General features: G+C 40.3%; 14 protein-coding genes and 1 tRNA gene. All 15 read left to right on the plus strand.

Features of this window, described 5'->3' with window-relative positions:
- The first annotated feature begins 31 nt into the window (after nt 1–31).
- The 15 genes from ACT29H_RS14735 (at nt 32) to ACT29H_RS14805 (ending at nt 16,226) form a co-directional block, all read left to right on the plus strand.
- Nucleotides 32–1,003 carry a ComEA family DNA-binding protein gene (locus ACT29H_RS14735; protein ID WP_444822413.1) on the plus strand — a complete coding sequence of 324 codons (972 nt, stop codon included), beginning with the start codon at nt 32–34 and terminating at the stop codon, nt 1,001–1,003.
- Nucleotides 1,004–1,244: 241 nt separating this feature from the next.
- Nucleotides 1,245–1,436, plus strand: coding sequence for a 30S ribosomal protein S21 (gene rpsU, locus ACT29H_RS14740; RefSeq protein WP_444822414.1), 192 nt, complete (start codon nt 1,245–1,247; stop codon nt 1,434–1,436).
- 87 nt (nt 1,437–1,523) lie between these two features.
- Nucleotides 1,524–2,408, plus strand: coding sequence for a tyrosine-type recombinase/integrase (locus ACT29H_RS14745; protein WP_444822415.1), 885 nt, complete (start codon nt 1,524–1,526; stop codon nt 2,406–2,408).
- A gap of 18 nt (nt 2,409–2,426) precedes the next feature.
- Nucleotides 2,427–2,726 carry a ribosome hibernation-promoting factor, HPF/YfiA family gene (hpf, locus tag ACT29H_RS14750; protein WP_444822416.1) on the plus strand — a complete coding sequence of 100 codons (300 nt, stop codon included), beginning with the start codon at nt 2,427–2,429 and terminating at the stop codon, nt 2,724–2,726.
- Between the two features lie 377 nt (nt 2,727–3,103).
- The gene (gene tuf, locus ACT29H_RS14755; protein ID WP_444822417.1) at nt 3,104–4,291 is read left to right on the plus strand and encodes an elongation factor Tu; all 1,188 of its coding nucleotides are present in this window, start codon (nt 3,104–3,106) and stop codon (nt 4,289–4,291) included.
- A 55-nt stretch (nt 4,292–4,346) separates the two neighbouring features.
- Nucleotides 4,347–4,419: transfer RNA gene (locus ACT29H_RS14760), tRNA-Trp, on the plus strand.
- 47 nt (nt 4,420–4,466) lie between these two features.
- The gene (gene secE, locus ACT29H_RS14765) at nt 4,467–4,661 is read left to right on the plus strand and encodes a preprotein translocase subunit SecE (RefSeq protein WP_444822418.1); all 195 of its coding nucleotides are present in this window, start codon (nt 4,467–4,469) and stop codon (nt 4,659–4,661) included.
- Between the two features lie 24 nt (nt 4,662–4,685).
- Complete coding sequence (gene nusG / locus ACT29H_RS14770) at nt 4,686–5,228, plus strand: transcription termination/antitermination protein NusG (protein ID WP_444822419.1); 543 nt, start codon at nt 4,686–4,688, stop codon at nt 5,226–5,228.
- Between the two features lie 123 nt (nt 5,229–5,351).
- Nucleotides 5,352–5,795: a 50S ribosomal protein L11 gene (rplK, locus tag ACT29H_RS14775; protein WP_444822420.1), complete on the plus strand. Its 444-nt coding sequence runs from the start codon at nt 5,352–5,354 to the stop codon at nt 5,793–5,795.
- Between the two features lie 15 nt (nt 5,796–5,810).
- Nucleotides 5,811–6,509, plus strand: a complete 699-nt coding sequence (rplA, locus tag ACT29H_RS14780; RefSeq protein WP_444822421.1) for a 50S ribosomal protein L1 — start codon at nt 5,811–5,813, stop codon at nt 6,507–6,509.
- Nucleotides 6,510–6,540: 31 nt separating this feature from the next.
- Nucleotides 6,541–7,062, plus strand: a complete 522-nt coding sequence (gene rplJ / locus ACT29H_RS14785) for a 50S ribosomal protein L10 (protein ID WP_444822422.1) — start codon at nt 6,541–6,543, stop codon at nt 7,060–7,062.
- Between the two features lie 42 nt (nt 7,063–7,104).
- Nucleotides 7,105–7,482, plus strand: coding sequence for a 50S ribosomal protein L7/L12 (rplL, locus tag ACT29H_RS14790; protein WP_444822423.1), 378 nt, complete (start codon nt 7,105–7,107; stop codon nt 7,480–7,482).
- 104 nt (nt 7,483–7,586) lie between these two features.
- The gene (rpoB, locus tag ACT29H_RS14795) at nt 7,587–11,396 is read left to right on the plus strand and encodes a DNA-directed RNA polymerase subunit beta (protein ID WP_444822424.1); all 3,810 of its coding nucleotides are present in this window, start codon (nt 7,587–7,589) and stop codon (nt 11,394–11,396) included.
- A gap of 75 nt (nt 11,397–11,471) precedes the next feature.
- Nucleotides 11,472–15,749 carry a DNA-directed RNA polymerase subunit beta' gene (rpoC, locus tag ACT29H_RS14800; RefSeq protein ID WP_444822425.1) on the plus strand — a complete coding sequence of 1,426 codons (4,278 nt, stop codon included), beginning with the start codon at nt 11,472–11,474 and terminating at the stop codon, nt 15,747–15,749.
- A 147-nt stretch (nt 15,750–15,896) separates the two neighbouring features.
- On the plus strand, nt 15,897–16,226 hold the full coding sequence (locus ACT29H_RS14805; RefSeq protein WP_444822426.1) for a DUF3467 domain-containing protein: 330 nt from the start codon (nt 15,897–15,899) through the stop codon (nt 16,224–16,226).
- The last annotated feature ends 38 nt before the right edge of the window (nt 16,227–16,264 follow it).

Raw genomic sequence — 16,264 nt, forward strand, 5'->3', positions numbered from 1 at the left:
TTTCGGTATTTTTACATAACGATCAAAAGCTATGTGGAAAGACTGGCTGGCTTTTTCCCGCAAAGAACAATATGGAATAATTATTCTTGCCGTCCTGCTTTTTGTGTTTGTCGTTGGACGAATTTTAATGACATTTCTATGGAAACCTCCGGCAGTGGAAGTGCAAAAAGATGCAACGGAGTTTATAGAGTACAAAAGGGGGATTGACAAGCGTCAGGAAGCAAAGGAAAAAGAACGCTCTGAAGGACCGCAATATAGGTTCAAGACCTTTAATCCCAATGAGGTTACTGTTACCGATTTGGATGAGATGGGGCTACCTCATTATGTGATCATTAATTGGATGAAATACCTTGAGGCTGGGGGGACTTTCAAGCAGCCCGGTGATATTGCTAAAATTTATGGACTGGACTCCCTGCTTGCCCAAAAATTGAGTGCCTATGTGCTTTTTCCGGATAGGCAGGAAGATTTTAGGAATAACCGAGTGATCCATCCTGATAATATAGATTCAACCTTTGCCCACGACGTATATCCAAATCTCCAAAAAAAGGATCAAGAAATGGATAGAAGAGGGGGAAACGAGGTGGTTGCGGATACGTTTATTATCGATCTTAACAGCGCTGTTGCCTCGGACTTAAAAAGACTAAATGGAATTGGAGAGGTGTTGTCTCAAAGAATTATTAAGTATAGAGATTTGTTAGGAGGATTTTATTCCAGTGATCAGGTCTTGGAAGTGTATGGAATATCTCCTCCATTGTATGACAATATTCGTCAATATTTGACTGTTGAGGGGGCCCCATACAGGAAAATTGCTATAAACAGATCATCGGTTCGTTATTTAAAATCACATCCCTATCTTAATTTTTATCAGGCTCGGGACATTATTGAATATAGAAAAAAGAACGGAAACATTTCTTCAGCAAAAGAGTTAAAACTCATTCCGTCAATGGATGATCAAACCCTAGAAAAGATTATTCCCTATATAGATTTTGGGACAGATAAATAAAAAATTGAGAATTAACTTGTTTCAATCAGAAATCTTCATTTTCTTTGTACCGCAATTTTTGAAGCTTAATTGAATTGATAGGAATCTGAAATTTAAAAGATTGGAGGTTGTTGTTTTTTATTTTTGTGTGAGATAAAGAATTAAGGAAAGTTTATTAGACGGCATATTGTTTATATCGTATATTTGCCGAAAAGAGTGTAAAAAATATTTTTTATTGTTAGGATATTAAAATTTATAAATTATGATCGTAGTTCCTGTTAAAGAGGGAGAGAACATAGAAAGAGCGTTAAAGAAATTTAAGCGTAAATTTGAGAAAACCGGCGCAATGCGTGAAATACGTGCGCGTCAAGCCTTTGTTAAACCATCTGTTCGACGCAGAGAAGAAATTAAAAAGGCTATTTATATTCAGCAATTACAGCAAGATAGCGAATAGGAGAAAATCTTTCCTAAAACGCCTGACTTTTCAGTCTTTTTTCGTATATTCGTTAACACGATAAGATGAAATGTCAGGCGTTTTTTTATGCAATATATTGATTCCTTTTTAGATTATCTTAAATACGAAAAACGGAGCTCCCATCATACACTTGTTGCTTATGAAATTGATTTGAGGCAGTTCGAGGAGTATATGAAAGAAAGGGGAGTTATTGATGAACGGGAAATAAATACTCGGTTCGTTCGTGATTGGGTGGTGGTGATGCATTATAATCATTTAAAACCCAAATCGATTCATAGAAAAATTGCAGCACTCAGATCTTATTTTAAACACTTGCTAAGGGAAGAAATAATTGAAACCTCTCCGGTTGATGGTGTTATTCTCCCTAAACTAGCAAAAAATTTACCTGATTTTGTTAAAGAGAGGGAAATGGATTTTCTCCTTGATGAGGTCCCATTTTCAAGTGACTATTCTGGGGTTCGTGATCATACCATCATCGATCTCTTTTATGGAACAGGGATGAGACTGTCTGAGTTGGTTGGACTCAGAGATCAAGATTTTGATCTTTATGGAGGTTTGGTTAAGGTTTTGGGAAAAAGAAACAAAGAACGTCTTGTTCCAATGAACCGAAGTACGGTTCGTAATGTTACAGATTATATAAAAGTTAGAAATGACACTTTTGGTGGTGAGCAGTTTCATTCGTTTTTTCTTACCGATAAAGGTCAGCCTATCTATCAAAAATTGGTATATCGAATTGTTCGAAAACATCTTCAACAGGTTACTACTATGACGAAAAAGAGTCCCCATATTTTACGCCATACCTATGCAACCATACTGTTGAATCGTGGGGCTGATATCAATGCCATTAAAGAGTTACTTGGACATGCCAATTTGAATGCTACTCAGGTATATACCCATAATACATTTGAGCAATTATCGGCAATTTATAACCAGGCCCACCCTAGGGCCTAAATTAATGGAGGGAGTTTTATGAATATTACGATTCAAACGGTGCATTTCGATGCATCTTCAAGACTTGACAGCTTTATTCATCAAAAAGTTGGAAAATTGGATCAGTTTTCCGATAACATTATTACTGCTGTTGTTACTCTTAGACTCGATAAGTCAGAGACATCCGAGAATAAACTGGCCGAGATTGAGTTGGACATTCCGGGCAACAAATTGTTTGCCAAAAAGCAAAGTAAGACATTCGAGGAAGCTGTTGATTTAGCTTGCGAAGCCCTTCGAAAGCAGTTGGTAAAAAGAAAGGAAAAATTAAAAGTCAAATAATTAAAAAAGAGGACTGTTTTTTGGCGCAATTTGAAAATTATTATACATTTGCACACCGTTTTGGTGGCGGAATATGCTGTCAGAATTGTTTTAATAGGCTGGTTATTGTTGATAATCAGCCTATTAAAATGATAGGAGAAGCGGGTTTTAGGATTTTATTATATTCCTTTTTAAATTAAGACAGCTTGTTATTTGGCTGATTTTTCGGGAAAAAGAATTGTTAAAGTAGATTATTCCCTTGAAAATGTTTATCTTTATGGCCCGTAATTTGGGTTGGCCGAAAAGAAGAAGGTTTAATAGTTAATGTCTGTAATTTAGAGAAAATTCTAAAAATAAGTGGTTTCAATTTATATCTAATTGTCTAATAATTTCGAGTTATGGCTAAAGAAACATTTCAAAGGACGAAGCCTCATGTTAATATCGGTACTATTGGTCACGTAGACCATGGAAAAACTACTCTGACTGCTGCTATCACAAAAGTGCTGGCGAAACAAGGTTTGTCCGAAATTAAAGATTTTGATGCAATTGATAATGCTCCCGAAGAGAAAGAAAGGGGTATTACTATTAACACATCTCACGTAGAATATCAAACAGAAAACCGTCACTATGCACACGTTGACTGTCCTGGTCACGCCGACTATGTGAAAAACATGGTGACTGGTGCTGCGCAGATGGACGGAGCGATTCTGGTGGTTGCAGGAACTGATGGTCCGATGCCCCAAACTCGTGAACACATCTTGTTGGCTCGTCAGGTTAACGTACCCAAAATTGTTGTTTTCCTCAACAAAGTGGATATGGTTGATGACGAAGAACTTCTCGAACTGGTAGAAATGGAAGTTCGTGATCTTTTGAGTTTCTATGAATTTGACGGTGATAATACACCCATTATAAAAGGTTCTGCACTTGGAGCATTGGAAGGTGATGAGAAGTGGGAGGCTAAAATCATGGATCTGATGAAAGCTGTTGATGAGTGGATTCCGCTTCCTCCTCGTGATAATGAGAAACCGTTCCTGATGCCTGTAGAGGACATCTTTTCTATTACTGGTCGTGGAACAGTTGCCACTGGCCGTATTGAAACTGGTGTAATCCATACTGGTGACGAAATGGAAATTATTGGTCTTGGTGCAGAAGGAAAGAAAACCGTATGTACTGGGGTTGAAATGTTCCGTAAGATTCTGGACGAAGGACAAGCCGGTGACAACGTAGGTTTGTTGTTACGTGGGGTTGATAAGAAGGAGATTAAAAGAGGAATGGTATTGGCTAAGCCCGGATCAATTACTCCTCACACTAAATTTAAAGCTGAGGTTTACGTATTGAAAAAAGAAGAAGGTGGTCGTCATACCCCATTCCATAATAAGTATCGTCCTCAATTCTATTTGCGTACTTTGGACGTAACAGGTGAAATTTCTTTGCCTGAAGGGACTGAAATGGTTATGCCTGGTGATAACGTTACTATTACTGTATCATTGATCTATCCTGTTGCATTGAATGTAGGTCTGCGTTTCGCTATTCGTGAAGGTGGTCGTACCGTAGGTGCCGGTCAGGTTACTGAAATTGTAGAGTAATAACGAAATATGATATAGGGTAGGGCAGTCCTAAGGTCTGCTCTTTCCCTTGAATACGGGTGTAGCTCAGTTGGTAGAGCACTGGTCTCCAAAACCAGGTGTCGGGAGTTCGAGTCTCTCCTCCCGTGCAAAAGTGAAATTACCGGTTAGAGCAGTAAAAAGTACAAGCTAAAGCATGGAAAAGATAAAGGCCTATTTAAAAGATGTTCATCACGAATTAATTAATAAGACTTCGTGGCCAACATGGTCAGAATTGCAGAATAGCGCTATCGTTGTGATGATTGCCTCAGTGATTATTGCAGCTGTGGTATATCTGATGGATTTTTCTTTTGACCACTTGTTACAGTGGATTTATGAACAATTTTATTAGTAAGGAAAGAAGGAACAAGTACCAATGAGTGAAGAAATCCAGAAGAAATGGTACGTAGTCCGGGCAGTAACTGGAAAGGAAAAAAAGGCCAAAGAATTTATTGAGAGGGAAATTGCCAGTAAAAATCTTCAGGACTATGTCAGCCAAGTTTTAATCCCTACCGAGAGAGTGTTTCAGATACGTAATGGGAAAAAAATTAGTAAAGAAAGAAATTATTATCCCGGATATGTATTTGTAGAAGCTGCCCTGGTTGGTGAAATTCCTCATATCCTTAAAAATATTACACATGTAATAGGTTTTCTGGGAGGTGATCATCCTACGCCAATGCGCGAATCAGAGGTGAATCGAATGTTAGGGAAGGTTGATGAATTGATCGAAAACGAAGAAGAAATTAACAATCCTTTCTATGTGGGAGAAACTGTGAAAGTGGTTGATGGACCGTTTAATGGCTTTAATGGCGTAATTGAGGAAGTAAATGAAGAGAAACGAAAGCTAAAAGTAATGGTCAAAATTTTCGGGAGAAAAACACCTCTTGAGTTAAGCTTTTTACAGGTCGTTAAAGAGTAAAATTTTTCTCATTGAGTAGTAATGCTTCCAAGGTGATTTTTAAGAATTACCTTATACCAATGAAACTAGATTTTATTTCTTGATAGACCGATTTATTAATAACCAATATCATGAATTGCTACAATGGCTAAAGAAGTAGAAACTTTAATCAAACTTCAGATTAGAGGTGGTGCAGCAAATCCTTCACCCCCTGTTGGGCCCGCGTTAGGCGCAAAAGGGGTGAACATTATGGAATTCTGTAAGCAATTCAACGCTCGCACGCAGGATAAAGCTGGTAAAGTATTACCGGTTGTTATTACTGTTTATAAGGATAAATCCTTTGATTTTGTCGTCAAAACTCCTCCGGCTGCAGTGCAGTTGATGGAAGCTGCCAAAATAAAATCAGGATCTGCTGAGCCAAACCGTAAAAAGGTGGCATCGGTAACCTGGGAACAAGTTAAGGCAATTGCTGAAGACAAAATGAGCGACTTGAATTGTTTTACTGTCGATTCTGCAATGAGGATGATTGCTGGCACAGCCAGAAGTATGGGAATCACTGTTGATGGTGATTTTCCGGTTAACCATTAAAATCCGTTTGCAACAATGACAAAAAAACTAACAAAGAATAGAAAGTTTGCGTTAGAAAAAATCGATGCCGGAAAGCAATATCCCATTGAAGAAGCTGCCAAATTGGTGAAGGAGATCACAACTACCAAGTTTGATGCATCTGTTGATATTGATATCCGACTGGGAGTTGATCCCCGAAAAGCCAATCAAATGGTACGTGGCGTGGTAACGCTTCCTAATGGCACCGGAAAAGAAACTCGAGTCTTGGTTTTATGTACTCCCGATAAGGAGGATGAAGCCAAAGCTGCAGGTGCTGACTATGTTGGTCTGGATGAATATATTGAAAAGATCAAGGAAGGTTGGCTGGATATGGATGTCATTATTACTATGCCTAGTGTAATGGCTAAAATTGGGGCGTTGGGTCGTATTTTAGGACCTAGAGGATTAATGCCTAACCCCAAGAGTGGTACTGTTACCATGGATATTGCTAAAGCCGTGAGTGAAGTAAAGGCTGGAAAAATTGACTTTAAAGTAGATAAATTTGGCATCGTCCATTCTACTGTTGGTAAGGTCTCTTTTACTCCTGAAAAGCTCGCTGAAAATGTGCGTGAATTTGTAGGTATGATTCAAAAGCTGAAACCTTCATCAGCTAAAGGAACCTACATTAAGAGCATTGCGCTCTCCAGTACCATGAGTCCCGGTATTCGTATTGAACCCAAGTCGGTTGAGGTTTAAATTTAATGTTAACTGAAGAGTATTAGGAATCATGAAAAAGACAGATAAAAGCGCACTTATTAAAGAGCTATCGGAAAAAATCAATGAGTATAATCACTTTTATGTGACTGATACTCTTGGTTTGGATGCCGCTCAAACCAGCGATTTGCGTCGTGAGTGCTTCAGTAAAGATGTCAAAATGGTGATGGTTAAAAACACACTGTTTAAATTGGCGCTGGAGCAAAGCGATAAAAAGGTTGAGGGGATTGATGAAGCCTTTAAAGGAACTTCAGCTGTTCTTTTCTGTAACACAGGAAATGTTCCTGCCAAATTGATCAAAAATTTTCAAAAAGGAACCGGTGAACTTCCCCTTTTTAAGGGAGCATACGTTGAAGAGTCGGTTTATGTAGGCAGTGATCAGCTGGAAGTACTTACTAAAATTAAGTCTAAAGAAGAATTGTTGGGAGAGGTTATTGGTCTTCTGCAGTCACCTGCGAAGAATGTTATTTCCGCCCTTCAGTCCGGTGGAACTAAAATCCACGGGATTCTTCAAACACTTAGTGAAAAGGAATAATTTTTTACAAACTGAAATTGAAATTTTTTAATACCTAAGACAATGGCAGATATTAAGAAACTTGCAGAAGAATTAGTAAATTTGACTGTAAAAGAAGTAAATGAACTTGCAGATATTTTAAAAGAAGAATATGGAATTGAACCTGCTGCTGCAGCTGTAGCCGTTGCTGGTGGTGCTGCTGGTGGTGAAGAAGGTGGCGCTGCTGAACAAAGTGAATTTGATGTTATCCTGAAGTCTCCAGGTGGTTCTAAACTGGCCATCGTAAAATTGGTTAAAGAAGTAACCGGTGTTGGTCTGAAGGAAGCTAAAGAGCTTGTAGATAAAGCACCTGCTCCAATCAAAGAAAAAGTCTCTAAAGAAGAAGCTGAAAGTCTTAAAACTCAATTAGAAGAAGCTGGAGCGGAAGTTGAACTTAAGTAATCAGGACAAATTTACCTGGAATATGGTTACGGTTTAGGAACTCATTTATGAGATCCTAAACCTTTTTATGCTTATATGTTTAAGTTCAAATAATTTGTTGATAGATGACTCCAATTACTACCGAAAGGATAAGCTTTGCTTCCATTAAAAACCAGTTGGATTATCCCGATCTCCTGGAAATCCAATTGAAATCTTTCCGTGAATTTTTTCAAATGGGTACAACCCCGGAGGAAAGGAAAAATGAGGGGTTATGGCAGGTTTTTATGGAGAATTTCCCCATTACCGATACTCGGAACAATTTCGTTCTGGAGTTTCTGGATTATGCAGTGGATCCGCCCCGCTATACCATTGAAGAATGCATTGAAAGAGGGTTGACTTATTGTGTCCCTCTGAAAGCTAAATTGAAATTATATTGTACCGATCCTGAACACGAGGATTTTGACACTGTCGTGCAAGACGTTTATTTGGGTACAGTTCCCTATATGACCGACAAAGGCAGCTTTATTATTAATGGAGCTGAGCGTGTTATTGTTTCACAATTACATAGGTCACCTGGCGTATTTTTTGGCCAGAGCGTGCATGCCAATGGTACCAAGCTTTATTCTGCCCGTATTATTCCATTTAAGGGTTCATGGATCGAATTTGCTACTGATATCAACAATGTTATGTATGCATACATTGACCGGAAGAAGAAATTACCGGTTACAACATTGTTGCGTGCTATTGGATATGAAAGTGATAAAGATGTTCTAGAGATTTTTGGCCTAGCCGATGAAATTAAAGTTTCAAAAGCTGCTTTGAAAAAAGTAGTTGGCAGGAAGTTGGCCGCCCGGGTATTGAAAACATGGATTGAAGACTTTGTGGATGAAGATACAGGGGAGGTGGTTTCAATTGAACGAAACGAAGTTATTATAGACCGGGAAACTGTTCTTGAAGATGAACATATTGAAGAAATTATTGATTCCGGTGCAAAGACTATTCTTCTTCATAAAGAAGATCAAAACCTTTCGGATTATGCCATAATATACAATACGCTTCAGAAAGATCCATGTAACTCTGAAAAAGAAGCGGTTGTTCACATCTATAGACAATTACGTAATGCAGAGCCCCCGGATGAAGCCACTGCACGGGATGTTATTGATAAATTATTCTTCTCGGATAAACGCTACGACTTGGGGGATGTGGGAAGATATCGGCTGAATAAAAAGCTCAATCTAAATATTGATTTGGATACCAAGGTGCTTACTCGTGACGATATGATCGCCATTATTAAGTACCTTATTGAGCTGATTAATTCTAAAACGGAAGTGGATGATATCGACCACCTGAGTAACCGGAGAGTACGTACTGTTGGAGAACAAATGGCCAACCAGTTTGGCGTTGGTTTGGCACGTATGGCTCGTACCATTCGGGAACGAATGAATGTTAGAGATAATGAGGTGTTTACTCCAATCGATTTGATTAATAGCAAGACGCTTTCGTCTGTTATTAATAGTTTCTTTGGAACCAATGCATTGTCTCAGTTTATGGATCAAACCAATCCATTGGCAGAGATTACTCACAAGCGAAGAATGTCAGCTCTTGGTCCTGGTGGATTGTCACGTGAAAGAGCCGGGTTTGAGGTTCGGGATGTCCATTATACTCACTATGGGCGACTTTGTCCTATTGAAACGCCGGAAGGACCTAATATTGGTTTGATTTCATCACTTTGCGTATTTGCAAAAGTTAATAGTCTTGGGTTTATTGAAACGCCATATCGTAAGGTAGAAAGCAGTAGAGTGGATCTTTCCGGAGATGGAGTTTACTATCTTACTGCTGAAGAGGAAGAAGCTAAAACTATTGCGCAGGCAAATGCACCACTCGATGATGAAGGTAATTTTATTAATAATAAAGTTAAAGCTCGTCATGATGGTGATTTTCCTTTAATTGATAAGGAAGAAATTGATTTGATGGACGTAGCGCCGAATCAGATTGCGTCTGTTGCTGCGTCACTCATTCCTTTCTTGGAACACGATGATGCTAACCGTGCCTTGATGGGATCCAATATGATGCGTCAAGCAGTGCCTTTGTTGCGTCCTGAGGCTCCTATCGTTGGAACAGGCTTGGAAGGAAAGCTTATCAGAGATTCCCGGACGCAAGTTGTATCTGAAGGATATGGCGTTGTCGAATATGTGGATGCCAAGGAAATTGTGGTTCGATATGATCTTACGGAAGAGGAAAGATTTGTAAGTTTTGAACCCGAAACAAAGAGATATAATCTTATAAAATACCAAAAAACTAATCAGAGTACCTGCGTCAATATGAAACCTTTGGTTAAAAAGGGCGACCGGATTGCTCCGGGGCAAATCCTTACCGAAGGTTATTCAACTGAGAATGGGGAGTTGGCACTTGGGCGCAACTTGAAAGTGGCGTTTATGCCTTGGAAAGGATACAACTTTGAGGATGCTATTGTTATTTCCGAAAAGTTGGTGCGAGATGATATCTTTACCTCAGTACATATAGATGAGTATTCTCTTGAGGTGAGGGATACCAAACGTGGTTTGGAAGAGCTGACTGCAGATATTCCCAATGTTAGTGAAGAAGCTACCAAGGAACTGGATGAAAATGGACTTATTCGGGTGGGTGCTCGTGTTAAGCCCGGGGATATTTTAATAGGAAAAATTACCCCCAAAGGGGAGAGTGACCCTACACCTGAAGAAAAGCTGCTGAGAGCTATTTTTGGCGAAAAAGCTGGAGATGTAAAGGATGCTTCTCTGAAAGCATCGCCTTCCTTATCCGGTGTGGTTATTGATAAAAAATTGTTCTCTCGTGTAATCAAGGATCGTAAGAATCGCGTGAGTGATAAAGCCGCACTTGCCAAAATTGATGAAGAATTTAATCGGGCTGCCGAAGGGTTAAAGGGACGATTGGTTGATAAATTGTTCTCTTTAATTAATGGAAAAACCAGCCAAGGTGTTAAGGATTATTTAGGGGTTGATTTAATTTCAAAAGGAACTAAATTTACTCAGAAGATTCTTCAGGAATTGGATTATAATGCGGTAAATCCTAATAAGTGGACTACTGACAAGGAAAAGAATGAGCTCATTCAAAAGGTAATTCATAATTACCGGATGAAATATAAAGAGCTTGAAGCTAAGGAAAAAAGGCAAAAGTATAATCTTACAATAGGGGATGAACTCCCTGCAGGAATTGTTCAGTTGGCCAAAGTTTACATTGCCAAGAAACGGAAAATTACTGTTGGAGATAAAATGGCCGGTCGACACGGGAATAAGGGGATTGTTTCCAGGATAGTCCGGCAAGAGGATATGCCTTTCCTTGAAGATGGAACACCGGTCGACATTGTCCTGAATCCATTGGGGGTACCCTCACGGATGAACCTTGGACAGATTTATGAGACCGTGCTGGGATGGGCTGGTGAGGTTCTTGGGGTGAAATTTGCTACACCAATTTTCGATGGGGCAAGTAACGAAGATATCTTGGATTGGACCAGAAAAGCTGGTTTACCTGATTTCGGAAAGACTTACCTTTATGATGGTGGTACCGGTGAAAAATTCCACCAGCCAGCGACGGTAGGTATCATTTATATGTTGAAATTGGGACACATGGTAGAGGATAAAATGCATGCTCGCTCTATCGGACCTTATTCTCTGATTACTCAGCAGCCGTTGGGTGGTAAAGCACAGTTCGGTGGTCAAAGGTTTGGTGAAATGGAAGTATGGGCACTCGAAGCATTTGGTGCTTCCCATATTCTTCAGGAAATCCTTACTGTCAAATCAGATGATGTTGTGGGACGAGCCAAAGCATACGAGTCTATCGTTAAGGGAGACCCCCTTCCAATGCCTGGAATTCCCGAATCGCTCAATGTATTGCTCCATGAAATGCGTGGTCTTGGATTGAGTGTGAATCTTGAATAGTACGCCGGCAGTGCATGGTTAACAGGCCATGCACTATGCCTCTTTTAGTTTTAAATTTCTAATACTCGGCTATATATGGCATTCAGAAGAGATCAGAAAGTCAAGAGTAATTTTTCTCGTATAACCATAGGGTTGGCTTCACCGGAAGAAATTCTTGAGAGATCAAGTGGTGAAGTGCTAAAACCTGAAACCATTAACTATCGAACCTATAAACCCGAACGGGACGGGTTGTTCTGCGAACGCATTTTTGGTCCTGTAAAGGACTATGAGTGTCATTGTGGAAAATATAAGCGGATCCGTTATCGGGGCATAGTTTGTGACCGGTGTGGGGTTGAAGTGACAGAAAAGAAGGTGCGTCGGGAACGTATGGGACACATATCCCTTGTTGTGCCCGTGGCACATATCTGGTATTTTCGCTCCTTACCTAACAAAATAGGTTATTTGTTGGGATTGCCAACTAAAAAGCTTGATTCGATAATATATTATGAGCGTTATGTTGTTGTGCAACCTGGAGTCGCTGCCGCTGATGGTATAAAATATATGGATTTCCTTACTGAAGAGGAGTATCTTGATATCCTCGACAGTTTGCCGAAAGATAACCAACATCTGGACGATGACGACCCCAATAAGTTTATTGCCAAAATGGGGGCTGAGGCGTTGCATATGATTTTATCACGTCTTAATTTGGACGAATTGTCCTACGACCTTCGCCATAAGGCAAATACAGAAACTTCCCAACAACGTAAAAATGAAGCACTCAAAAGATTGCAGGTTGTAGAGTCGTTTCGTGAATCCAAAGGAGTTAACCGTCCCGAGTGGATGATCGTGAAAGTGGTCCCGGTTATTCCACCTGAGTTAAGGCCATTGGTTCCATTGGATGGTGGTCGCTTTGCCACTTCTGACCTTAATGATTTGTATCGAAGAGTAATCATCCGGAATAACCGGTTGAAACGATTGATCGAAATAAAAGCTCCTGAAGTAATTTTGAGGAATGAAAAACGGATGCTTCAGGAAGCAGTTGATTCCTTGTTTGATAATTCCCGTAAATCGAATGCCGTCAAGACGGATGCGAACAGACCATTGAAGTCTCTTAGTGATAGTTTGAAGGGTAAACAAGGTCGTTTTCGTCAAAACCTCCTTGGGAAACGTGTGGATTATTCGGCTCGTTCTGTTATTGTTGTAGGACCCGAACTTAAAATGCACGAATGCGGTTTGCCTAAGGAGATGGCAGCAGAACTCTACAAGCCTTTCATCATTAGAAAGCTGATTGAACGAGGAATTGTAAAAACCGTTAAATCGGCGAAGAAGATTGTCGACAGAAAAGATCCCGTTGTTTGGGATATCCTTGAAAATGTATTGAAGGGACATCCCGTTCTGTTGAACCGGGCCCCAACGCTGCACCGATTGGGGATACAGGCGTTTCAACCCAAATTAATTGAAGGAAAAGCTATCCAGCTTCACCCGCTGGCATGTTCTGCCTTTAACGCCGACTTTGACGGTGACCAGATGGCGGTTCATTTACCGTTGGGAAATGCGGCCATTTTGGAAGCGCAAATGTTAATGTTGGGTAGTCAAAATATTCTTAACCCTGCTAATGGTGCACCTATTACAGTTCCTTCACAGGACATGGTTCTTGGTTTGTACTATATGACCAAGGCTCGACCTGGAGCAAAAAATGAAGGGTTGGTTTTCTATTCACCCGAAGAAGCCAAAATCGCTTATAATGAGCGCAAAGTAGAATTGCACACAAAGGTAAAAGTTAAAACTCTCGACCTGAATGAAGAGGGGGAATTGGCTAAGGTGATGATCGAAACTACCGTCGGAAGAATATTATTCAATGAATTCGTTCCTAAAGAAGTAGGATACATCAATACCTTATTGACGAAAAAGGCTTTAAGGGATATTATCGGTAGAGTGCATAAAGTGTGCGGTACACCAAGGACTGCAGCCTTTCTTGATGATATCAAATCTCTGGGATATCGTATGGCATTCGAAGGAGGTCTTTCTTTTAATCTCCAGGATGTAATTATTCCGGCTGAAAAAGCAACGCTTGTTAATGAGGGTTATAAGGAAGTGGAAGATGTAGTGAATAACTACAACATGGGATTTATTACCAACAATGAGCGATATAATCAGATTATTGATATCTGGACGCATGTCAATGCCAAGTTAACCCAAACTCTTATGGAACAATTGAGTTCCGACCAGGATGGTTTCAATTCTGTTTATATGATGCTTGACTCCGGAGCTCGGGGATCTAAAGAACAGATACGACAGCTTTCCGGTATGCGTGGTTTGATGGCTAAGCCTCAAAAGTCAGGTGCAGAGGGAGGACAGATTATTGAAAACCCGATTCTTTCCAACTTTAAAGAAGGACTTTCTGTACTTGAGTACTTTATTTCTACACACGGTGCTCGTAAAGGGTTGGCGGATACTGCGTTGAAAACAGCAGATGCCGGTTATTTGACACGTCGTCTGGTAGATGTTTCGCAGGATGTCATCATTAATGAAGAGGATTGCGGAACCTTGCGGGGACTTACAGCTACTGCCATTAAAAGTAATGAGGAAGTGGTAGCTTCATTGTATGAGCGTATTCTAGGACGGGTCTCTGTGCATGATGTATATCATCCCAATACGGGAGAGGTTATTGTAAAGAGTGGTGAGGAAATTAATGAAGAATCAGCACGAATTATTGAAGAATCACCCATCGAGAGAGTTGAAATTCGTTCCGTATTGACTTGTGAATCTAAAAAAGGTGTTTGCGCCAAATGTTACGGTCGTAACCTATCTACCGGTAAAATGGTACATAAAGGGGAGGCTGTGGGTGTGATTGCTGCACAGTCTATCGGTGAACCGGGAACACAGCTGACACTGCGGACATTCCACGTCGGGGGTACTGCTTCCAACGTGACATCCGAAAACAATATGTTGGCCCGTTATGAGGGAATTGCTGAGTTTGATGAATTGAGAACGGTACCCTATACCACAGATGAAGGTGTTGATGTTGATGTGGTAATTGGACGACTTGCCGAATTGAGGATTATTGATAAAAATACCAATATTGCCCTTACTACCCAACCGATTCCATATGGTGCCAAACTTTTTATAAAAAATGGTACCGAGCTGAAAAAAGGCGATCTTATTTGTGAATGGGATCCTTTCAATGCGTTGATCATTACGGAGAAAGCAGGTACCATTACGTTTGAAAATATGATCGACGGTGTTACCTTTAAAGAGGAATCTGACGAACAAACCGGGTATCGTGAAAAAGTAATTATTGAAAGCAGGGATAAAACGAAAAACCCCGCTGTTCATATTACAGATTCCAATGGCGATGTGATTAAGGTTTATAACTTGCCGGTTGGTGCCCACGTTTCAGTGGATGACGGGGATAGCATCAAACAAGGTGAGACCCTTGCCAAAATTCCTAGAGCTATGGGACGGGCCGGTGATATCACAGGTGGTTTGCCCAGAGTTACTGAGTTGTTTGAGGCTCGTAATCCTTCCAATCCGGCTGTGGTTTCAGAAATTGATGGTGAGGTGGCCTTTGGAAAAGTTAAACGTGGTAACCGTGAGATCATTGTTACCTCTAAAAACGGAGAAGTGAAGAAGTATCTGGTGCCTTTATCAAAACAGATACTTGTTCAGGAAAACGATTATGTAAGAGCGGGTACACCCCTATCTGATGGTGCTACCACGCCTGCTGATATCCTGGCCATTAAAGGTCCTACTGCCGTTCAGGAGTATATCGTGAATGAAGTTCAGGATGTGTATCGTTTGCAGGGTGTGAAGATTAACGATAAACACTTTGAAATCATTGTACGACAAATGATGCGCAAAGTTGAAATCGACGATCCCGGTGATACCAAATTCCTTGAAAGACAGATTGTGGATAAGATTGAGTTTATGGAGGAAAACGATGAGATTTGGGGTAAGAAAGTTGTGGTGGATCCCGGTGATTCAACATCGCTTCGTGCCGGTCAAATCGTTACTGCCCGTCGCCTTCGCGATGAAAACTCCCAGCTTAAGCGTAAAGACCTGAAACTCGTACAAACACGAGATGCGGTCCCTGCTACTTCAAGTCAGGTTCTGCAGGGAATTACCAGAGCTGCATTGCAGACCAAGAGCTTTATGTCTGCCGCTTCCTTCCAGGAAACGACCAAGGTTCTTAACGAAGCTGCCATTCAAGGTAAGGTGGATCAGTTAGATGGTCTTAAAGAAAATGTGATTTGTGGCCATTTGATTCCGGCAGGAACCGGATTGCGTGAATATGAAAAGATTATCGTTGGCTCTCAGGAAGAGTACGATAAACTTGTCAGTAAACGTGAATCAGAACAAGTAACGGACCGATAAATCGGATTTTAACTGATAAGTAATTTAAAAAAAGCGCGGTTTCCTTTAGGGAGCCGCGCTTTTATTGTATCCTACAGATAGGGGAATTCATCCAAAATCAATATCTTTAACCTGTTTTATGTAAAAAATCTTATAAAGCTTTACATTATGGACGATTCAAATAATAATAAAAAAGGTCAAATGAAGATTGAACTGAATCCCGATGTTGCACAAGGGATCTATTCCAATCTTGCTATCATTAGCCATTCTCCTTCCGAATTTGTGATTGATTTTGCACGCATTATGCCCGGCATCCCTAAGGCCTCGGTGAAGTCCAGAATAGTACTAACTCCGGAACATGCGAAGCGTTTACTTCAAGCGTTGAGCGATAATGTGGCCAGATTTGAGGAGATTTATGGGACAATCAAAAATATTGGAGCTAATAATGATCAGGGTGGTTTCCCGCCTATGAGTTTTGGACCTGCTGGTCAGGCATAAATTTTTGTGAATCAGACCGTGAAATTATATTAATTAAA

The organism is Thermophagus sp. OGC60D27, assembly GCF_052400625.1.
Lineage (GTDB): Bacteria > Bacteroidota > Bacteroidia > Bacteroidales > Marinilabiliaceae > Thermophagus.

Bases quoted from the DNA above. Each gene is read 5' to 3' on its own strand.
- rplL (WP_444822423.1), top strand. From the start codon at position 7,105: ATGGCAGATATTAAGAAACTTGCAGAAGAATTAGTAAATTTGACTGTA.
- rplA (WP_444822421.1), top strand. From the start codon at position 5,811: ATGACAAAAAAACTAACAAAGAATAGAAAGTTTGCGTTAGAAAAAATC.
- rpoC (WP_444822425.1), top strand. From the start codon at position 11,472: ATGGCATTCAGAAGAGATCAGAAAGTCAAGAGTAATTTTTCTCGTATA.
- rpoB (WP_444822424.1), top strand. From the start codon at position 7,587: ATGACTCCAATTACTACCGAAAGGATAAGCTTTGCTTCCATTAAAAAC.
- ACT29H_RS14805 (WP_444822426.1), top strand. From the start codon at position 15,897: ATGGACGATTCAAATAATAATAAAAAAGGTCAAATGAAGATTGAACTG.
- secE (WP_444822418.1), top strand. From the start codon at position 4,467: ATGGAAAAGATAAAGGCCTATTTAAAAGATGTTCATCACGAATTAATT.
- ACT29H_RS14735 (WP_444822413.1), top strand. From the start codon at position 32: ATGTGGAAAGACTGGCTGGCTTTTTCCCGCAAAGAACAATATGGAATA.
- rplJ (WP_444822422.1), top strand. From the start codon at position 6,541: ATGAAAAAGACAGATAAAAGCGCACTTATTAAAGAGCTATCGGAAAAA.
- nusG (WP_444822419.1), top strand. From the start codon at position 4,686: ATGAGTGAAGAAATCCAGAAGAAATGGTACGTAGTCCGGGCAGTAACT.
- tuf (WP_444822417.1), top strand. From the start codon at position 3,104: ATGGCTAAAGAAACATTTCAAAGGACGAAGCCTCATGTTAATATCGGT.
- hpf (WP_444822416.1), top strand. From the start codon at position 2,427: ATGAATATTACGATTCAAACGGTGCATTTCGATGCATCTTCAAGACTT.
- rpsU (WP_444822414.1), top strand. From the start codon at position 1,245: ATGATCGTAGTTCCTGTTAAAGAGGGAGAGAACATAGAAAGAGCGTTA.
- rplK (WP_444822420.1), top strand. From the start codon at position 5,352: ATGGCTAAAGAAGTAGAAACTTTAATCAAACTTCAGATTAGAGGTGGT.
- ACT29H_RS14745 (WP_444822415.1), top strand. From the start codon at position 1,524: ATGCAATATATTGATTCCTTTTTAGATTATCTTAAATACGAAAAACGG.